At 60.1% G+C, this 20,597-nt stretch carries 11 protein-coding genes; 4 read left to right on the forward strand and 7 right to left on the reverse strand.

Annotated elements, in window-relative coordinates; all coding sequences use genetic code 11:
* Positions 1–397 precede the first annotated feature (397 nt).
* The 6 genes from BQ5379_RS06900 to folB all read right to left on the reverse strand — a co-directional run bounded on the left by BQ5379_RS06900 (position 398) and on the right by folB (position 10,355).
* Positions 398–1,471, reverse strand: a complete 1,074-nt coding sequence (locus BQ5379_RS06900) for an Mrp/NBP35 family ATP-binding protein (RefSeq protein ID WP_071134757.1) — start codon at positions 1,469–1,471, stop codon at positions 398–400.
* Positions 1,472–1,494: 23 nt separating this feature from the next.
* Positions 1,495–3,303: a (E)-4-hydroxy-3-methylbut-2-enyl-diphosphate synthase gene (gene ispG / locus BQ5379_RS06905; RefSeq protein WP_071134758.1), complete on the reverse strand. Its 1,809-nt coding sequence runs from the start codon at positions 3,301–3,303 to the stop codon at positions 1,495–1,497.
* Positions 3,304–3,465: 162 nt separating this feature from the next.
* The gene (gene radA / locus BQ5379_RS06910; RefSeq protein ID WP_071134759.1) at positions 3,466–4,854 is read right to left on the reverse strand and encodes a DNA repair protein RadA; all 1,389 of its coding nucleotides are present in this window, start codon (positions 4,852–4,854) and stop codon (positions 3,466–3,468) included.
* A gap of 516 nt (positions 4,855–5,370) precedes the next feature.
* Positions 5,371–6,966, reverse strand: coding sequence for an aspartate:alanine exchanger family transporter (locus tag BQ5379_RS06915; RefSeq protein WP_071134760.1), 1,596 nt, complete (start codon positions 6,964–6,966; stop codon positions 5,371–5,373).
* 375 nt (positions 6,967–7,341) lie between these two features.
* Positions 7,342–9,870 (reverse strand): adenosylcobalamin-dependent ribonucleoside-diphosphate reductase, encoded by a 2,529-nt coding sequence (locus BQ5379_RS06920; RefSeq protein ID WP_071134761.1) that lies wholly within the window; start codon positions 9,868–9,870, stop codon positions 7,342–7,344.
* A gap of 128 nt (positions 9,871–9,998) precedes the next feature.
* Positions 9,999–10,355 carry a dihydroneopterin aldolase gene (folB, locus tag BQ5379_RS06925; protein ID WP_071134762.1) on the reverse strand — a complete coding sequence of 119 codons (357 nt, stop codon included), beginning with the start codon at positions 10,353–10,355 and terminating at the stop codon, positions 9,999–10,001.
* 336 nt (positions 10,356–10,691) lie between these two features.
* Between folB and BQ5379_RS06930 the strand changes: the two genes are divergently transcribed.
* The 4 genes from BQ5379_RS06930 (at position 10,692) to metG (ending at position 19,911) form a co-directional block, all read left to right on the forward strand.
* Positions 10,692–13,343, forward strand: coding sequence for a beta-glucosidase (locus tag BQ5379_RS06930; RefSeq protein ID WP_071134763.1), 2,652 nt, complete (start codon positions 10,692–10,694; stop codon positions 13,341–13,343).
* A 313-nt stretch (positions 13,344–13,656) separates the two neighbouring features.
* The gene (locus BQ5379_RS06935) at positions 13,657–15,327 is read left to right on the forward strand and encodes a glutamine--tRNA ligase/YqeY domain fusion protein (RefSeq protein ID WP_071134764.1); all 1,671 of its coding nucleotides are present in this window, start codon (positions 13,657–13,659) and stop codon (positions 15,325–15,327) included.
* A gap of 57 nt (positions 15,328–15,384) precedes the next feature.
* Positions 15,385–17,529, forward strand: coding sequence for a protein-disulfide reductase DsbD family protein (locus BQ5379_RS06940; protein WP_071134765.1), 2,145 nt, complete (start codon positions 15,385–15,387; stop codon positions 17,527–17,529).
* A gap of 282 nt (positions 17,530–17,811) precedes the next feature.
* Positions 17,812–19,911, forward strand: a complete 2,100-nt coding sequence (gene metG, locus BQ5379_RS06945) for a methionine--tRNA ligase (protein WP_071134766.1) — start codon at positions 17,812–17,814, stop codon at positions 19,909–19,911.
* A gap of 184 nt (positions 19,912–20,095) precedes the next feature.
* On the opposite strand, the gene BQ5379_RS11230 is transcribed toward metG, so the two are convergent.
* Complete coding sequence (locus BQ5379_RS11230) at positions 20,096–20,398, reverse strand: CvpA family protein (protein ID WP_071134767.1); 303 nt, start codon at positions 20,396–20,398, stop codon at positions 20,096–20,098.
* Between the last annotated feature and the right edge of the window lie 199 nt (positions 20,399–20,597).

The following is a 20,597-nucleotide window of genomic DNA, read 5'->3' on the forward strand; positions in this document are numbered from 1 at the left end:
TCGGGACGTTGGCCCGGCCGGGGTGTTTTTTGAATCCAGTTATCGGGTCTTTTCCCATGGGTCTGCACACCGACCGAGAAGTCCGCCCCACCGCCGACCACTATTTTTCAACTCCCCACTGCAGCCCCCAACCGTTCACACCCCGTATCCTCACGGGCATGTATTCCCATTCCTTGTCCTTACCGAACACAGAAAGCCGGGGATGAAATCACAATGATTTCATCCCCGGCTTCATTGATTTTACGGTTCTTGGTTCGGAATGCTGGCAGCCCGACGGCAGTCGGTCTCCCGCCTCCCGCGACATCCGCCCTGCGGCATAAAACAGCGGGCGAACCAATCGCGACGGAAAAGACGCAGTCCCATCCGGCCGCCGGCCGAAAATCGATCCACGCTCCCGTTATCGGGCCAACGCACGAGCCAGTTCGCGGAATGCCTCGCCGGTCACCGAATCGCGCGAAGCGATCGGTTCGCCGGAGTCACCCCCTTCGGCGATCGCCTGCACCAGCGGCACCGAGCCCAGGAACGGCACTCCCTGTTCGGCAGCGAGTGCGGCCACACGCCCCTCAGGACCTGCCGGTCCGAAGATATAATATTTGTTTTCGGGCAGTTCGGCAGGCGTAAACCAGGCCATGTTTTCGACAATACCCCGAATCGGCACGTTCACATGCTCGTTGCGGAACATCGCGATCCCGCGCACCACGTCGAGCAGCGCCACCTCCTGCGGCGTGCTGACGATAACGGCACCGGAGAGCTTCAGCTCGCCGACGATCGTCAGGTGCAGGTCGCCCGTTCCCGGCGGCAGGTCGATCAGCAGAAAGTCCAGTTCGCCCCACGCCGTCTGGTGCAGCAGCTGACGCAACGCATTGGTCGCCATCGGGCCGCGCCATACCAGCGCATCGCTGTTCGAGATGAAGAATCCGATCGACATCACCTTCACGCCGTAGGCTTCGGCCGGAACGATATACTCCAGGTCGGAACCGTCTTCGGCAATCTCGGCCACCGGCTTATACTCCTCGACCCCGAACATTTTGGGCATCGACGGGCCGTAGATGTCGGCATCCAACACCCCCACGCGGTAGCCTTCGGCAGCCAGGGCCACGGCCAGGTTGGCCGTCACGGTGCTTTTCCCGACACCCCCTTTGCCCGAGGCCACGGCGATCACCTGTCCGATGCCGTTCAACTGGCTCTTTTCGCGCATGGTCTGCTGTTTGGCGGCTTTCGAGTCGGGCGGCAGCGGTTCCGAAACCACGATGACCGGCATCACACCGGTAGCCTGTTGCAAAATCGCTTCGGCCGCACGACGGATCGAACCCGCCATCGGGTCGCGCGGCTTGGTCAGCTTGAGGGTGAAACGGACGGCTCCCGCCGGATCGATCGTCACCCCCTCGACCATGCCCAGCGATACGATATCCTTATCCTGCTCCGGGTGCTTCACCCCTTTGAGCAGATCGAGCACTTCTTCTTGGGTCATTTCCTCTCTGTATGGTTCTAAATTTAGCGTAAACTTTCGTTAATCAGTTGTTCCAGCCGTTCGAGCGCCCCCTCCTGCGGAATGTTGCGTTCGACGACCTCCTTGCCCCGGTAGAGGGTCACCACACCGTGACCGGAACCGACATAGCCGAAGTCGGCATCGGCCATCTCGCCGGGTCCGTTCACGATACACCCCATCACGGCTATCTTCAGACCGGGATAGTGGCCGAAACGCTCCTTGACGGCGCGGGCCACACCCTGCAGTTCGAAGAGGGTCCGTCCACAGCCGGGGCAGGAGATGATCTCGGTCCGGGAGATCCGGGCCCGGGCTGCCTGAAGGATCGAGAACGAGAGCGAAGTCAGGTCGAAATCGGGCGTCACGTTGCGTTCGGTGGATATCAAACGTCCGGCGGCGTCTTCATCATATGCCGTTTCGAACACTTCGTTGACGATCCACACCCCGTCGCCGAAACCGTCGATCAGCAAAGCACCGAAGTCGGCTGCGGCATAGAGTTGGAGCTGTTCGAGAGATTTCTCGGCATAGCAGCGGCTCATGATGACCGGGTTCTTCACATTGTGCCGCATCAGTTGCACGAAGCAGGCGCGAATCTCGCCCACCCAGTGCAAGTTTTCCGACACAAGCACCAGAATTCGGTCGGGATGGGCCTCCAACCACCCCAGGAACTCGGGCGTCAGGTGCTCCAGCGTACAGGCAATCCAACCGGTTCCGTTGTCGCGCCCTTGCATGGCGCGCGAAGGGGTCACCAGTGAGAAGGCGTCGGGAGCGATGTCGGCACCGGCTTCGCGGTTGCCGATCACCACGGGCGGAGCACCACCCCCGATGGTCACCCCCTGCCAAGTCACGGGAAACGTCTCCCGACGGGCATAGTTGTAGGGATCATACGGAATCGGGTCGTCATTCACAGGGATATAGTTGTGCATCTCGCGACCGGTAAAGTAGTCGGCCAAGATGCGAGCCGGACGGATTTCGTTTTCAGGCGGTTCGGTCAGCGACACCCGGATCGTGTCACCGATGCCGTCGGCCAGCAGGGCGCCGATGCCCACGGCCGACCGGATGCGTCCCTCTTCGCCTTCGCCGGCTTCGGTCACCCCCAGGTGGAGCGGGTAGTGCATCCCCTCGCTGTCCATCTGTACGACGAGTTTGCGATAGGCTTCGACCATGACGCGCGTATTGCTCGACTTCATCGAGATCACCACGCGGTCGAAGTTCTCGGCCCGGCAGACACGCAGAAATTCCATGGCCGACTCGACCATTCCATCCGTCGTGTCGCCGTAGCGCGACATGATCCGGTCGGAGAGCGAACCGTGGTTCACGCCGATACGGAGCACCGTGTTGTAGTATTTGCACTCTTCGATCAGCGCGGTGAGCTGCACGCGCAGCCGTTCGAGCTCGGCGGCATACTCCGCGTCGGTATATTCGAGGTGTTTGAAGGTAGCACGTCGGTCAATGAAGTTGCCGGGATTGATGCGCACTTTGCTGACATACTGTGCGGCGATCAGGGCCACCTGCGGGTTAAAATGGACGTCGGCCACCAGCGGAACGTAACACTCCTGCTCCTCCACACGCCGGCGGATGGTGAGCAGCCGTTCGGCTTCGGTCCGTCCGGGTGCGGTGAGCCGCACCATTTCGGCTCCGGCGGCGGCTATGCGCAGCACCTGCTGGGCCGATGCCTCGACGTCGGCCGTGTTGGTGGTGGTCATCGACTGTACGACGATCGGGGCGTCGCCACCGAGAATCAGGTGGCTGCCGATGCGGATCGGGTTGCTCGGTCGACGCGAATAGCTGAACAGGTGGGGGCAGTATCGTTTCATGGCTCGACGAAATCTGTTGTTCTGACAAATTTACGAAAAGTTTGTCAACGACCGGTTCCGATCTTTCGGTCAGTCCGGTAAAGCGCTCCGTCTCCGCTTCGGCCACCTCGCTTTCCGCCCGGAAAAACACCGGAACGTACACCCGACTGCACCGGCAGCCGCTTACGAGCGGTTGCCAAATACCTGACGAGCCAGTTCATCGACCCGGTTGACGTAGATGATTTCGATTCCTTTGGGAGCGTTGCGCAGCGCTGCGCGGGCGTATCCGGAGACGACAATGGTGCGGAACCCGAGACGGGCAGCTTCCGAGACGCGCTGTTCGGTTTTGGAAGCAGGGCGCACTTCGCCCGAGAGACCGACTTCACCGGCAAAACAGATGTCGGCATCCAATGCGATGTCGAGGCCGGAGGAGATGATGGCGGCAATGATGGCCAGATCGAGCCCCGTATCGCTGATGCGGAACCCGCCGGCCAGGTTCAGGAAGATGTCTTTGGTGCCGAGCTGGAAGCCGAGGCGCTTTTCGAGCACGGCCAGCAGCATGGTGAGCCGTTTGTAGTCGACACCGGTGGCCGACCGCTGCGGGGTGCCATAGGCCGAGGTGCTGACCAGGGCCTGCGTTTCGAGCAGGAAGGGGCGGATCCCCTCGATGGTGGCGCCGATGGCGATGCCGCTCAGGGGCTGGTCGTAGTGCGAGACGAGTATTTCGGAGGGGTTGTCGACTTCGCGCAGACCGTCGTTGCGCATCTCGAACACGCCGATCTCGTTGGTCGCCCCGAAACGGTTTTTGATGCTGCGCAGGATACGATAGGCGTTGTTGCTGTCACCCTCGAACTGAAACACGACATCGACGATGTGTTCCAGGATCTTGGGACCGGCAATGGCGCCGTCTTTGGTGATGTGGCCGATGATCAGCACGGGGACGTTGCTCTCTTTGGCATATTTGAGCAACATGGCGGCGCACTCGCGGATCTGGCTGACGCTGCCGGGCGAGGACTCGACCCGCTCGGAATAGAGGGTCTGGATCGAGTCGATCACAACGATCCGGGGGGCGGTCTCGGTCAGCCGCGTGATGATGTTCTCGAGCGAGGTCTCGCTGAGCAGCAGACACTGTTCGTTCTGAATGCCGATCCGGTCGGCGCGCATTTTGATCTGCTCGGGGCTCTCCTCGCCGGAAACGTAGAGAATGGGCACCCCGGTCAAACGTACGGCCACCTGAAGGGCCAGCGTGGATTTGCCGATACCGGGCTCGCCGCCGAGCAGCACGAGCGATCCGGGGACAAGTCCGCCGCCGAGTACGCGATTGAATTCGTGGTTGAGCAGGTCGATGCGTTGAACGGTACTTTGGCGCACTTCGGTTACGGGAATCGGCCGGTTACGGTCGCCGGATGTGCTGAGCCCGAAGGCGTTATTGGTCGTGAGGGGGTTACTCTTGGCTGCAACGAGCTCTTCGGTATAGGTGTTCCATGCTCCACAGGCGGGGCATTTGCCGACCCACTTGGGAGATTCATTACCACAGGCGGTACAGAAGTAGCTTTTTTTTAGTTTGGCCATAATTTTTCGATAGGGTTGGAGGTGGCTACCCGCAGGCAACCGTCCCTTTCTTGGAAGAAAGGGACCCCCAAAGAACTTTTCAGCGGATGCTACGCATCCTAAAGGCGGGTCACTGACCGATTGGGTAGAGGCAGCCATCTCAAAAGTTTTTGGTGCCGCTTTTTACAACCGAGCAACGTGCCAAGACCAAATACCGCTTGCGGGGTTTGGCGAGGTAGTGCGAGGAAAACGCAGTTAAAAAGCGGCAGTCCTATACTGTTCGCAAAACCGCTTGCGAGGTTCGGCGAAGTAGTGCGAGGAAAACGCAATTAAAAAACGGCAGTCATATACAGAACATAAAAACCGCTTGCGGGGCTTGGCGAGGTAGTCTCGTACGGCTCGAATATTTATTATATCCTGTATGGAACCGTCCCTTTCTTGGAAGAAAGGGACCCAAAGAACTTTTCGGCGGATGCTGCGCATCCTAAACGGTAGGTCGTCGACCGTTTGCGGTAGAAGGAGGGGCCCCTGCCGCTATCAGGCAACGATCATCGACACAATCTGAATACAGATAATCAACAACACCATCGCCACGGGATAAACCGTCGCATAGGCCACACTCACTGCACTGCTGTCTGCCATCGAGTCGGCCGCTGCCAAACCGGGCGTACTGGTCATCCCCCCGGTCAGGGTACCCAGCAGGTCCAAAATATTGATCCGGAAGAAATATCGCGCAACCAGCGTGGCCACAATCATCGGCAGCAGGGTAATAAAGAAGCCGCTGATGAACAACGACCATCCACTGTCACGGAACGTATCGACCAGCCCCTGCCCGGCCGCCGTACCCACATTGGCCAGGAAGAGCAGCAGCCCCAGCTGACGGAGCAACTGATTGGCCGAACCGGACATGGTCCAGATCACCGGCCCGGTCTTACCGATGGCGCTGAGCACCAGAGCCGTCAGCAGTACGCCACCGGTCAACCCGAACGAGAAGGTAAAACTGTCCGAGAACGAAAGCGAGATCTGCCCGACCACTACTCCCAACGCAATACCCAGTGCGATGGGGAGGAAATCGGTATCCGAGATGCGTTTACTGTCGTTACCGATCAGCCCGAGCACCTCGTCCATGGTATCCTTGCTTCCGACCAGGGTCAGTTTATCGCCGAACTTGAGCGTCAGCGACGGCGAGGGCGACAGGTCGATCCCCGACCGACGCACCCGGGTGACGACACAGTGGAAATTCTGTTGCAGATTGAGGCTGCCCAGCGTCTGGTTGATGACCGGGCGGGCCGTCACAAGTCCGGTCTGCAATTCGACGTTCTTGCCGAAGGGGAGTTCCCCCTCGAGCTGTCGGCCGACAAACTCCCGGACCTTCTCGTGTGAGGCTGGCGTACCGACCGCCTTGATGCGGTCGCCGGCCTGCAGTACGGTCGTGGCTTTGGGCAGGATCGACTCCTCGCCGCGGCGAATGCGCGAAATCACGGCACCGGTATTGAGGCGCAACTTAATATCCTGCAACTGACGGCCGATAATCAGCGGATTCGACACTTCGTATGCCCGGGCGACAATATCGGGATTGAGCTCTTTTTGGTCGGCATTGAGTTTGGCCTCCTCCTGTTTGACGTCGATCTTCAGGATGCGGGGCAGGAGTTTCACGAACAGGATAACGCCGATCACCCCGAACGGATAGGCAATACCGTACGAGATGGCCGCGTTGTCACCCGTAATTTCGCGTGCCGTGGCCAAACCGGGCGTACTGGTCAACGCACCGGCCAGCAGACCGGCCGTATCGGGAGCGTTGAGTCCGAAAACGTATTTCATGACCAGCGCCACGATGGCAGCCGTCAGCACCAGCACGGTAGCGATCCCGGCGAGGGTTTTGCCTTTGCTTTTGAAGGTGCTGAAGAAACCGGGCCCGGCCTGTATGCCGATGGCGAAGATGAAGAGGATCATCCCGAAATTCCCGAGTTCGGCAGGTACAACGATACCGAAATGGCCGAAGAGCAGGGCGACAAAGATGACGGCCGAGACGTCGAGCGTAATGCCTTTGATACTGATGCGTCCGACGATAAAGCCGAGCGCAATAATGATAAAGAGGACGAAGATAGTAGAACTGAATAAGGTGCTAATCATCGTTGTTGCAGAGTGGTTTTCGGCAAAGATAGGGATTTTCGGCGAGCGTCCCTATTGATTCGTCCTATACGCCCCGGATATTCTCCGAACCGCTCCGCACGTGGGCAATACTTCGGAGCAGCGGAACCTACCCGCACTTCTGCTTCTGAAGGTATGGACAGGGCCGCGCGAACTGTTTTCAGACTGTTTTTCGGACTTTCTCCCGCCCCACCCCGCAACAACTTCCGATGCACTCCTGCCACTGTATCAACACGGTGGGTTGAAACAACGATCCAGCGCCCCCACGATCCCCATACCTTCCACCGGCGGAGATACAAAAAAGCGTCTGCCGCACGCGGGGTCGGCAGACGCTTCACTCATTCCGTCAAACGGTTATCAACCGCATTTCGAGTGGCCGCAGTTGGTACAAACCAGGCAGCCCTCCTGGTAAACCAGGCTTTCCTGTCCGCATTCGGGACATTTCTTACCTCCCTTGGGTTTAGTACCGTTCGGGATATATTTGTGGAGGGCGCGAGCCACCCCGTTTTTCCAGGTATTGATCGTATCGCTGTCGAGGCGCAGCGACGACACGAGGTTCACCACGTCGATCGGGGGCATACCGGTACGCAGCACGCCGGAGATCAGTTTGGCGTAGTTCCAGAACTCTTCGTCGAACAGGCGCGAGATACCGCCCACGGTGTTCAGGTAGCCGTATTTGTCCTTGTACTGGAAGTCGTAACGCTTGGTGCCGTCCTTCTCGATCACCTTCAGGATATAGCCTTTCTTGATGGTCTTGGGGAAGTAGAGGGCATCTTCGTCGACCTTACCGGTAAAGATTTCGTAGGGTTTGTGGTTGTAGAGCCCGACGAAGGCGATCCAGTCTTCGGGACCGTTCTTGAAGCGAACCACGTCGGCTTCGAGCGACATGGGACGGCTGGCGGGCATTCCTTCCTCCTCTTTCTTCTTGTCCTTCTTGACCAGCACACCGGCACGGCTGCCGTCGCGATAGACCGTAACGCCCTTACATCCCGACCGCCAGGCCGTTTTGTAGACTTCGTCGACGAGCGATTCCGAGACGTTGTTGGGCAGGTTGACGGTCACCGAAATCGAGTGATCGACCCATTTCTGCATGGCACCCTGCATCTTGACCTTGGCCACCCAGTCGATGTCGTTCGAGGTGGCGTTGTGGTAGGGCGATTCGGCCACCAGCCGGTCGACCTCTTCGTCCGAGAGTTTTTTGATCTGCTCGTCGGTCAGCCCCTTGTTGGTTTTAACCCAGGTCAGGAAGTGGTGGTGATATACGTTGTACTCTTCCCACGAGTCTCCCACTTCGTCCACGAAGGTGATGTTGACGTTCTTGTCACTGGGGTTCACCTTGCGGCGACGCTTGTAGACGGGCAGGAAGACGGGTTCGATACCGCTGGTGGTTTGCGTCATCAGCGAGGTGGTTCCGGTGGGGGCGATGGTCAGCATGGCCACGTTGCGGCGACCCTGTTTCACCATCAGGTCGTAGAGTTTCGGATCGGCCTCCTTGATGCGCAGGATCATCGGGTTGTTCTCCTCGCGTTTGGCGTCGTACATCTCGAAAGCACCGCGTTCACCGGCCATTTCGACCGAGGCGCGATAGGCTTCGATGGCGAGGGTTTTCTGGAGGTTGGCGGCGAATTCGATCGCTTCGTCCGAACCGTAGCGCAGACCGAGCGCGGCCAGCATGTCGCCTTCGGCCGTGATACCCAGGCCGGTACGACGTCCCATCAGGGCTTTGCGACGGATCTTTTCCCACAGGTCGCGTTCCACGCGGCGGATGTCGGCATCTTCGGGGTCTTTGTCAATCTTGGCGATGATGGCTTCGACCTTTTCGAGTTCGATGTCGATGATGTCGTCCATCATGCGCATCGCCTTACGGACGTGTTTCTTGAATTTGGCAGTGTCGAATTTGGCCTCTTTGGTGAAGGGTTTGTCGACGTAGCTGTAGAGGTTGAGCGCCAGCAGACGGCAGCTGTCGTAGGGACAGAGCGGGATTTCGCCGCAGGGGTTGGTCGAAACGGTGCGGAAGCCGAGGTCGGCATAGCAGTCGGGCACCGATTCGCGGATGACGGTATCCCAGAAGAGGACACCGGGTTCGGCCGATTTCCAGGCGTTGTGGACGATCTTTTTCCAGAGGGCGGCGGCGTCGATTTCGCCCGACACCATCGGGTTGTCGCCGGTGATGGGGAACTGCTGACGATAGGGTTTGCCTTCGATGGCAGCCTGCATGAATTCGTCGTCGACTTTGATCGAGACGTTGGCACCGGTGACTTTGCCCTGTTCGAGTTTGGCGTCGATAAAGCGTTCGGCGTCGGGGTGTTTGATCGAGAGGGAGAGCATCAGTGCGCCGCGGCGGCCGTCCTGAGCCACTTCGCGGGTCGAGTTGGAGTAGCGTTCCATGAAGGGAACGATCCCGGTCGAGGTGAGGGCCGAGTTGAGCACGGGCGAGCCGGTGGGGCGGATGTGCGAGAGGTCGTGTCCCACGCCGCCGCGACGTTTCATCAGCTGAACCTGCTCTTCGTCGATGCGGATGATACCGCCGTAGGAGTCGGCGGGTTTTTCATGGCCGATCACAAAGCAGTTCGAGATCGAGGCGATCTGCAGATCGTTGCCGATGCCGGTCATCGGTCCACCCTGCGGTACGGCGTACTTGAAGCCGTCGAGCAGTTCGTGGATTTCGGCCTTGCTCATCGGGTTGGGATACTTCTTCTCGATGCGTTCGAGTTCCGCAGCGATACGTTCGTGCATCTGCTCCGGCGAGCATTCGTAGATCTTGCCGAAGGAGTCCTTCAGGGCATACTTGGTGACCCACACGGTGGCAGCCAGGTCGTCGCCCTTGAAGTATTCACGGGCGCCGGCTACTGCCTCTTCGTAGGTATATTGTTTAAGTTCCTGCATGGTATATGGGGGCTGAATTTTGTCGTTTTAAGTGCAAAGGTAACCTCTTTTTCGGAGCGGTACTCCGATCTGCCAAAAACTTATTAAAACTTATTAACAATCGTGTTAATTAACTGTACCGCAGTGAATTACCATTCCGTAACGAGGCTAACCTTCTCAACCTGACCGCCTAACGGCGGAGCCATTTTGGAGACCTTGAGCCGGATGGAGAGGATGGCAGGGAAACGTTCGCGCAGCGCCTCGCCGATGCGTCTGGAGACGTGCTCCAGCAGGTGCGAGGGGATCTGCATCTGCTCGCGGACGCACTCGTAAACATCGAGGTAGCTGACGGTGGTGTCCAGTTCGTCGGTCAGCGCAGCCTGCTCGCCGTCGACATCGAAACGGAGATCGACGCGAAACCGGTTGCCGACCACCTGTTCCTCTTCATAATGGCCATGGAAAGCATAGAATTCCATGTTTTCGAGCTCAATGGTAGTCTTTTTCATCGCAGTGATTTCGGGTGGTTGGAGGGACAAAGCTACGCTTTTTAACCCGGAGCAGGAAATTTCGCACCTGCCGTTTCACCCCCTCCCCAACACCCGACCGTCACTCCCGCCCCACCTTTCGACAGCTTCCAAACCTCTCTGAACAATGACTTTACCGCCGGGACATCACGGCTTTCCACCTCTTCCTGCTACCTGTCGCCGCTCCGAAAGATCGCCCACCTCCCTCCACCCGAAAACCCTTCCACCCCCGCCAGCTGCCATCCGGGGGATACTTATTATTATTTTTTCCTACCTTTGGGACTTCATGCCCTCTACCCAAACACCCTAAACCACTCCATGTTAAGGAAAACTCTCCTGCTCACCCTTTTTGTCCTCGGCGGACTCCGTCCGGGCTTCGGACAGGAAGCGGCCCGCTATCCCTTCCGGGATACGACACTGACCCTCGACCAGCGGCTCGACGACCTGATCGGCCGCATGACGCTGGAAGAAAAAATCGACCTGCTGGCCGGCTACCGCGACTTCTACCTCCACCCCTGCGAACGGCTCGGCATCCCGGCCTTCACCATGGCCGACGGCCCGCTGGGCGTCTCGTCGTGGGGCATCTGGGGCCGCGCCACGGCCTTTCCGTCGGCACTCTCGCTGGCCTCGTCGTGGAACCGGTCGCTGGCCGCCGAGACCGGCCGACTCTACGCCGAAGAGTGGCGGGCACGCGGGCTCCACTTCATGCTGGCCCCCGGCGTGAACATCTACCGCGCGTCGAAAGGGGCACGCAACTTCGAATACTTCGGCGAAGACCCCTACCTTACCTCCGAGATGGTCGTCCCCTTCATCCGTTCGGTCCAGGACGGGGGTGTGATCGCCACCATCAAACACTTCGCCGGCAACGACCAGGAGTTCGACCGCTACCGGGTGAGCACCGAGGTCTCCGAACGCGCCCTGCGTGAGATCTACCTGCCGCCGTTCCGCGCCGCCGTCCAACGGGCCGGCGTGCGGGCCGTCATGACCGGCTACAACCCCCTCAACGGCATCTTCTGCACCGAAAACAAACACCTGATCGACATCCTCCGGAAAGAGTGGGGCTTCCGCGGCATCCTGATGTCCGACTGGGCCTGTACCTACTCGGCCGAACGGGCCGCCAACCACGGGCTCGACCTCGAAATGGGCAGCTACCTCTGCTTCACGCGCGACCAGCTGCTGCCGCTGATCGATTCCGGGATCGTCACCCGCGCAACGATTGACGAAAAGGTGCGCCACATCTACGGCACCTGCATGGAGATGGGCTTCTTCGACCGTCCCCAGCGCGATTCGACCCTCCCCGCCTTCAACCCCCAGGCCAACCGACAGGCTCTGAAGAGTGCCGAAGAGGGGATCATCCTGCTGAAAAACGACCGCTCGCTGCTGCCGCTCGCCGCGCCTCGGACGATCGCCGTGATCGGCCCGACGGCCAACCCGCCCATCGTCAACGACCGCATCCACACGGCCGATAACGTCGTGTACGGCGGAGGCGGAAGCTCCCGCGTCCACCCGTGGTACGTCGTCACCGACCTCGAAGGGATCCGCGCCGAGTTCCCCGAAGCCACCGTCTACTACTCCGAAGGGATTTCCAACCAGTTCAAACCGCGTCTCTTCGCCAACAGCCGTTTCCGCACCCACACCGGAGCACCCGGCCTCGAAGCACGCTACTACACCTGTGCCCCGACCGCCGCTGCCGACGACCCGACCGGCCGCCTCATGCAACAGCAGGCCGTAGCCGCCGGCCGACAGGTCGCATCCGGTAACCAACCGGGCGGGGCTGTCGCTCCGGCCGACACGCTCCTGGCCGAACGGATCGACGCACGCGTGAACAACGAATGGTGGGGCGCACCGCTCGGCGACAGCCGCTTCGGCGACGACTACCGCATCGAATGGGAGGGCTACATCGATGCCGACCGCACCGACAGCCTGCGCATCTTTGTCGACGCCCAGGGCGGCTACCGGCTCTGGGTCAATGGTACCCTTCGCCTCGACGCCTGGGAGTCCCAGTCGTTCGACAAGCGCGACTGTGCGCTGGCCGTCCGTCAGGGCGACAGCACCCTCGTGCGGCTGGAGTACCGCAGCCAACGTGCCCTGCCGGCCGAAATCCGCATGGGCTACACCTATGACAGCGAAATCGACTTCTCTGAAGCCAAACGACTGGCCGCCGCTACTGACGTGGTGGTGCTCTGCGTCGGGCTGGACGGCCCCATCGAACTCGAAGGCCGCGACCGCCCCTTCGAACTCCCCTTCGGACAGGACCAGCTGATCCGTGAGGTCACCGCCGTCAACCCCAACGCCGTCGTGGTGATCCATGCCGGCGGCGGCATCCGCATGACCCCCTGGATCGACCGCGTCCCCACGGTCCTGCACGCCTTCTACGCCGGTCAGGAGGGGGGCAATGCGCTGGCCCACATCCTGTCGGGCCGCGTGAATCCATCGGCCAAACTCCCCTTCACCATCGAACGCCAGTGGAGCGATTCGCCTGCCTGCGGCAACTACGACGAAACCCGCCGCGAACGCAAAGTCTACTACCGCGAGGGGATCTTCACCGGGTACCGCGGCTACGACAAACAGGGCACCACACCCCTCTTCCCCTTCGGCCATGGCCTCTCGTACACCACCTTTGAGTACGGCACTCCGACGGTCGAAATCCTCGACCCCAAAGAGGCCGAAGTACAGATCACCCTGCCGGTGCGCAACACCGGCAAACGCTACGGCGGCGAAGTGGTACAGCTCTACGTCGGCGACCCCGTCTCGAAAGAGGAACGCCCGCTCCAGGAACTCAAGGGATTCGAAAAAGTGTGGCTCAAACCGGGCGAAAGCAAAACGGTCACCTTCCGGTTGAACCGGGAGAGCTTCCAATACTTCAGCGAAAAGCTGAACGCATGGACCTTCGAACCGGGTGAGTTCCAGCTCCGTATCGGCGCCTCCTCGCGCGACATCCGACAGGAGGCTACCCTCAAACTCCGATAACCCGACAACCTGCCCGGAATACCCATTCGAGCAACCTTGTCACTACCCTTTCAGCGCAGCTTCGCTCCCCCGTTCGGTGCGAAGCTGCGTTCCGTTTTACCCCCGTTTGACTGTATTTCCTCACCAAACGACACGCCTCCGCCCAACCCGTATTTCCACCCCCGAAACCTGCCCGCCGAACCGCCGCGCAACCTTCCACACCCGCCGCAAAAAAGGTTCAAATACAGAAAAATATGGGCAACATGGGCCTGCGTTATCCATACGTGCGATAAAAAGCAGTATATTTGCATGATATATCAAACAGTAAGCGACCATGGAAAGCACCGAAAAGCTTAATTTCATAGAAGAAATCATCGAAAAATCCATTGCCGACGGCGAACCCCGCGTACACACCCGCTTCCCACCGGAACCCAATGGATACCTCCACATCGGCCACGCCAAATCGATCTGCCTGAACTTCGGTCTGGCCAAGAAATACGGCGGCAAATGCAACCTCCGCTTCGACGACACCAACCCCGTCAAAGAGGACGTCGAATACGTCGACTCGATCAAGGAAGACATCCGCTGGCTCGGCTTCGAGTGGGCCGAAGAACACTACGCCTCGGACTACTTCGAACAACTCTATGAATGGGCCGTCGAATTGATCAAGAAAGGGCTCGCCTACGTCGATGACCAGACTCAGGAGGAGATCCGCCTGGGCCGCGGCACCGTCACCCAACCCGGCACGAACAGCCCGTGGCGCGACCGCAGCGTCGAAGAGAACCTGCGCCTGTTCGCCGAGATGCGCGAAGGCAAATACAAGGACGGCGAAAAGGTGCTCCGCGCCAAGATCGACATGGCACACCCCAACATGCTGCTGCGCGACCCGCTGATGTACCGCATCATCCACTCGCACCACCACCGCACAGGCGACAAATGGTGCATCTACCCGATGTACGACTACGCCCACGGCGAAAGCGACTCGATCGAACGCATCACCCACTCGATCTGCACCCTCGAATTCGACGTCCACCGTCCGCTCTACGACTGGTTCATCGAACAGCTCGGCATCTTCCCCTCGCACCAGTACGAATTCGCCCGGTTGAACCTGACCTACACCGTGATGAGCAAACGCAAACTGCTCCAGCTCGTCAAGGAAGGCTACGTCAGCGGCTGGGACGACCCCCGCATGCCCACCATCAGCGGCCTGCGCCGACGCGGGTACACCCCCGAATCGATCCGCATGTTCGCCGAGAAGGTCGGCGTCGCCAAACGCGACAACATCATCGACCTCGGGCTGCTCGAATGGTGCGTGCGCGAAGACCTCAACAAAACCGCCCTGCGCCGCATGGCCGTGCTCAACCCCCTGAAGGTGGTCATCACCAACTACCCCGAAGGCCAGGTCGAAACCCTCGAATGCGTCAATAACCCCGAAGACCCCGCAGCCGGCCGTCGTCCGGTGCCCTTCAGCCGCGAAATCTACATCGAACGCGACGACTTCATGGAAGAACCGCCCAAGAAATTCTTCCGCCTCAAACCCGGCGGCGAAGTGCGCCTGCGCTACGGCTACCTCATCAAATGCGAAGAGGTCGTCAAAGACCCCCAAAGCGGCGAAATCGTCGAACTGCGCTGCACCTACGACCCGCTGTCGCTGGGCGGCGGCTCGTCCGACGGACGCAAGGTCAAAGGCATCATCCACTGGGTATCGGCCCAGCACGCCATCCCGGCCGACGTGCGCCTCTTCGACCGCCTGTTCGCCACCGAAAACCCCGACGAAGTGGCCGAAGGCGGCACCTTCCTCGACAACCTGAACCCCGATTCGCTGAAGGTGGTCCGCGCCCAGTGCGAACCCGCGCTGGCCGACGCTCAGCCCGGCGACAAGTTCCAGTTCGAACGCCTCGGGTACTTCTGCGCCGACACCGCCCCCCGCACGGAAGAGGGCATCCCCGTCTTCAACCGTACGGCCACCCTCAAAGACTCGTGGGCAAAAATCGCCGCCAAATAGCGCGGCCCGCAACATCCGGTCAAACGCCTTATTTTTCATAACCACGCACACAACGCTATGAAAATCAGACACACGATCGCCACCCTGTTCGTACTGCTCGGCACGGTGCTCACCGCCGCCGCCCAGTTCGAAAACCCGGTGAAATGGAAAGCCACCGCCACCGGCCAACAGGTCGAAATCACCGCCACCATCGGCGGAGCCTGGCACATGTACGACATCGGCCCCTACGAAGGAGGCCCCAACGCCACCACCTTCACCTTTGAATTGCCCGCCGGCGTCACCCTCGACGGCGGCATCCAGCAGCTCACCCCGCCCACCCGCGTGCAGGACGAGATCTTCGGCATGGAGATCGGCTACTTCAGCAAGAGCGCCCGTTTCCTCCAGAAATTCAACGTTTCGTCCGAGCTGGCCGCAGCCGGCGCCCCCATCACCATCAAAGGGAGCGTCGAATGGCAGGTGTGCGACGACGAGAGCTGCATGCCCCCCACCGACGAAGATTTCACCTTCACCATCACCCCCTCGGCTCAAGCTGCCGCATCGCCGGCTCCCGAAACGCCAGCTGCCGGTGACACCTCGGTGACCGCCACGCCCGACCCGACCGGTAAGATGGTAGCCGACGACGCCATGATGGTCGATCCCGCCGCGGACGCCGCCCTCAGCGCCGCGGACGGCACCACCGAACAAGCCTCGCTCGAAGGGCTCCAGCAGAACGAAAAGAAGAGCTTCTGGGGCATCATCATCGAAGCCATCCTGTGGGGTTTCGCCGCCCTGCTGACCCCCTGCGTCTTCCCCATGGTGCCGATGACCGTCAGCTTCTTCATGAAGGGTAGCGACAACAAGGCCAAGGGCCGCATGATGGCCTCGCTCTACGGCATCTCGATCGTCGCCCTCTACACCCTGCCCATCGCCATCATCATCCTGGTGACCTACTTCGTGGGCGGCGACTCCGTGACGGCCGACATCTTCAACTGGCTGGCCACGCACTGGATTCCGAACATCCTCTTCTTCCTGATCTTCATGATCTTCGCCGCATCGTTCTTCGGTGCGTTCGAAATCACCATGCCCTCGAAACTGGTCAACAAGAGCGACTCGAAAGCCGATAAGGGCGGTCTGGTCGGTGTCTTCTTCATGGCACTGACGCTGGTGCTCGTCTCCTTCAGCTGCACCGGCCCCATCGTCGGCACCGTGCTCGTCAAATCGACCCAAGGCGCCATCTGGGAACCCATCTTCACCATGCTCGCCTTCTCGATCGCATTCGCCCTCCCGTTCACCGTCTTCGCCTTCTTCCCCTCGCTGCTCAAGAACCTCCCCAAATCGGGCGGATGGCTCAACTCCGTCAAGGTGGTGCTCGGTTTCATCGAACTCGCCCTCGGGCTGAAGTTCCTCTCCGTGGCCGACCAGACCTACCACTGGGGACTCCTCGACCGCGAAGTCTACATCGCCCTCTGGGTCGTGATCTTCACCCTGCTCGGCTTCTACCTGCTCGGTAAGATCCGCTTCGCTCACGACAGCGAAACCAAATACGTCAGCGTTAAACGGCTCTTCCTGGCCATCATCACCTTCGCCTTCGTGGTCTACCTGATCCCCGGCATGTTCGGCGCCCCGCTCAAAGCCCTCAGCGGCTACCTGCCCCCGCTCTCGACCATGGACTTCAACCTCTCGGCCACGACCGGAACCGCTGCCACCGGCACCACCGCCCCCTCAAGCCTCGACCGATCGAAAATCGCAGGCGGTGCCCCCAAATACAGCGACTTCCTCCACCTGCCCCACGGTTTGGAAGGCTTCTTCGACTACGAAGAGGGGATGCAGTACGCCCAAGAGGTCGGCAAACCCGTCTTCCTCGACTTCACCGGCCACGGCTGCGTGAACTGCCGCGAGATGGAGGCCAACGTATGGAGCGACCCCACCGTACAACAGCTGCTGCGTGACAACTACGTCATCATCGCCCTCTACGTCGACGACAAGAAACAGTTGCCCGAAGAGGAGTGGATCACCACCCCCGACGGCAAAGTGCGCAAAACCCTCGGCAAGATCAACGCCTCGTTCCAGATCGAACGCTTCGGGATCAACGCACAACCCTACTACGTGCTGCTCGACAACGCCGGTCAGCCGCTGGTGACCCCGCGCTCGTACGACCTCAACGTCAACGGCTTCATCCAGTTCCTCGAATCGGGACTGAAAGCCTACCAGGCCGGCCGATAACCCCACCCGGGGGGGCCGAAACAGGGGGGAGAGAGGAAGAAGAAGAGATAAAAAAGAAGGGAAGGCAAAGGAGCAGAGAGCAAGGGACTGGAAAGAATGGGGAATGGGGGAGAGAGTAAGAAACAAGCGCCCCTGTCCATGGCAGCTCTTTCCAGACAAAACGATCCCGACCCATCTCCGACCCACTCGACCCGAACGTTCCTGAACAGACCGTTTCCGCTCCGATCCGTCAGCCCCGCCTGATCATACCCGCACATACTACCGAAACAGACATAACGCAACATGAAACAACCCAAAAGATACCTCGTCACCTCGGCACTGCCGTACGCCAACGGCCCCGTCCACATCGGTCACCTGGCCGGCGTCTACGTGCCCTCCGACATATACGTCCGCTATCTGCGCGACCGCGGCGCCGACGTCATCTCGATCTGCGGCTCCGACGAACACGGCGTGCCCATCACCATCAAAGCAAAAAAAGAGGGCATCACCCCACAGGACGTCGTCGATAAGTACCACGGCATCATCAAAGACGCCTTCCGCCGCTTCGGGATCAGCTTCGACATCTACTCCCGCACCAGCTCCGCCATGCACTCACGTACCGCTTCGGACTTCTTCCGCAAGCTCTACGATCAGGGTGACTTCATCGAACAGACCACCGAACAATACTACGACCCCGAAGCCCAGCAGTTCCTCGCCGACCGTTACATTACCGGCACCTGTCCCAAATGTCACAGCGAAGGGGCCTACGGCGACCAGTGCGAGAAGTGCGGTTCGACCCTCTCGCCGACCGAACTGATCGACCCTAAATCGGCCATCACCGGCGCCACCCCGATCCTGAAAGAGACCAAACACTGGTTCCTGCCGCTCGACCGCTACGAATCATTCCTGCGCGAATGGATCCTCAAAGGCCACGGACCCGACAACGGCGGTGAACACGAAGTGTGGAAATCGAACGTCTACGGCCAGTGCAAGAGCTGGCTCGACGGCGGTCTGCTGCCCCGTGCCGTGAGCCGCGACCTCGACTGGGGGATCCCCGTTCCCGTCGAAGGCGCCGAAGGCAAAGTCCTCTACGTATGGTTCGACGCCCCGATCGGCTACATCTCCGCCACCAAGGAGCTCTTCGCCGAAAAAGGCAACCCCGACGGCTGGAAACCCTACTGGCAGGATCAGGACACCAAACTGGTTCACTTCATCGGTAAGGACAACATCGTCTTCCACTGCATCGTCTTCCCCTCGATGCTGAAGGCCCACGGCGACTTCATCCTGCCCGAAAACGTCCCCGCCAACGAATTCCTGAACCTCGAGAGCGACAAGATCTCGACCTCTCGCAACTGGGCCGTATGGCTCCACGAGTACCTCGACGAGTTCCCCGGCAAGGAAGACGTACTGCGCTACGTACTCTGCGCCAACGCTCCCGAAACCAAAGACAACGACTTCACCTGGCGCGACTTCCAGGCACGCAACAACAACGAACTGGTCGCTATCTTCGGCAACTTCGTGAACCGTGCCCTGGTGCTGACCCACAAATACTTCGAAGGCCGCGTTCCCGCCATGGCCGACAGCGGTCTGACCGACTACGACCGGCAGACCATTGAAGAGATGCCCCGCATCAAGGCCGCCATCGAACAGAACATCGAAAACTACCGTTTCCGCGAAGCCCTCAAGGAGATGATGAACCTGGCCCGCCTCGGCAACAAATACCTGGCCGACACCGAGCCCTGGAAAGTGATCAAGAGCGACCCGGAACGCGTGGCCACCATTCTGAACATCTCGCTGCAGATCACCGCATCGCTGGCCATCGCCTGCGAACCCTTCCTGCCCTTCACCTCGGCCAAGCTGCAAGCCATGCTCCAGATGCCCCAAAGCTCCATGCAGTGGGACAACATCGGCTGCATGACCCTGCTCGCACCCGGCCACCAGCTCGGCCAGGCCGAACTGCTCTTCGAGAAAATCGACGACAGCGTCATCGAAGCCCAGCTCCGCAAACTCGAAGAGACCAAAGCCGCCAATGCCGCAGCCAACGCCACCGCAGCCCCAGCCAAGGAGAACACCGTTCAGTTCGACGACTTCGCCAAGATGGACATCCGCGTGAGCAAAGTGATCGCCGCAGAACCGGTGCCGAAAACCAAGAAATTGCTGAAACTCACCGTAGATACCGGCATAGACACCCGCACCATCGTATCCGGCATCGCCGAATACTTCACTCCGGAACAGATGGTCGGGAAACGCGTGCTGGTGCTGGTGAACCTCGCCCCGCGCACGCTCAAGGGGATTGAATCTCAGGGCATGATCCTGATGGCCGAATCGCCCGCCGGCAAACTGTCGATCGTCGCTCCCGAAGGCGAAGAGATCGATGCTCCGGCCGGCTCGGTGGTCGGATAGTGCTCCTGCAACTCATCCGCCACGGCCTTCGTGCCGCTGACAATGTAGGGGAAGACGAAGCCCCCTACCTCCTTTAATATCGCATAACTGCGGGCCTCTTTCAACACCTTGTCGAAAGAGGCCCTCTTTTTTGGCGAGAGCCACGGTACGGCCGCCTCCAGCGCCACCAGCGCCAGGCCCAGCATCAAGGCCCCCTTGGCCACCGCCGCCAGCCGGCCAGTCCGCCCGCCTTCAGCAGACGGGTAATCAACTGACACAACACGATCACGCAGACCAGCACCCCGATCAGCACAATCACGAACAGCGCCTCCGACGGCAGCCCCTCCAGATCGAGCCACCGGCCGATCGCATGCGAAAAGCGATAGGCCACCCACGTACCCAACACAATCCCCACGATTCCGCTCAACTGGACCAGAATCCCACTTTTCCAGCCGCTCCACACACACGCGAGCAGCACTATGACGACGATAAGATCGATTACATTCATAGAGACAAAGATAACGTTTTCCGCCGACCGCCGCCGCACCCTCCCCACACCGCAACCACCTCGGGGAGCCGCCCCACACACCGACTCCCAAGTAACGGAGGCCGGCCCCGTATTATGATACCACAGCCTCATTTTTCGGTCCGCCCCGCCTCCCGGCGGTTCCGCGATCCTGCCGTTTTCCGACACCCCGCCCGAGCGT

The sequence above is a fragment of the Millionella massiliensis genome (assembly GCF_900104655.1).
In the GTDB taxonomy this organism is placed as follows: domain Bacteria; phylum Bacteroidota; class Bacteroidia; order Bacteroidales; family Rikenellaceae; genus Rikenella; species Rikenella massiliensis.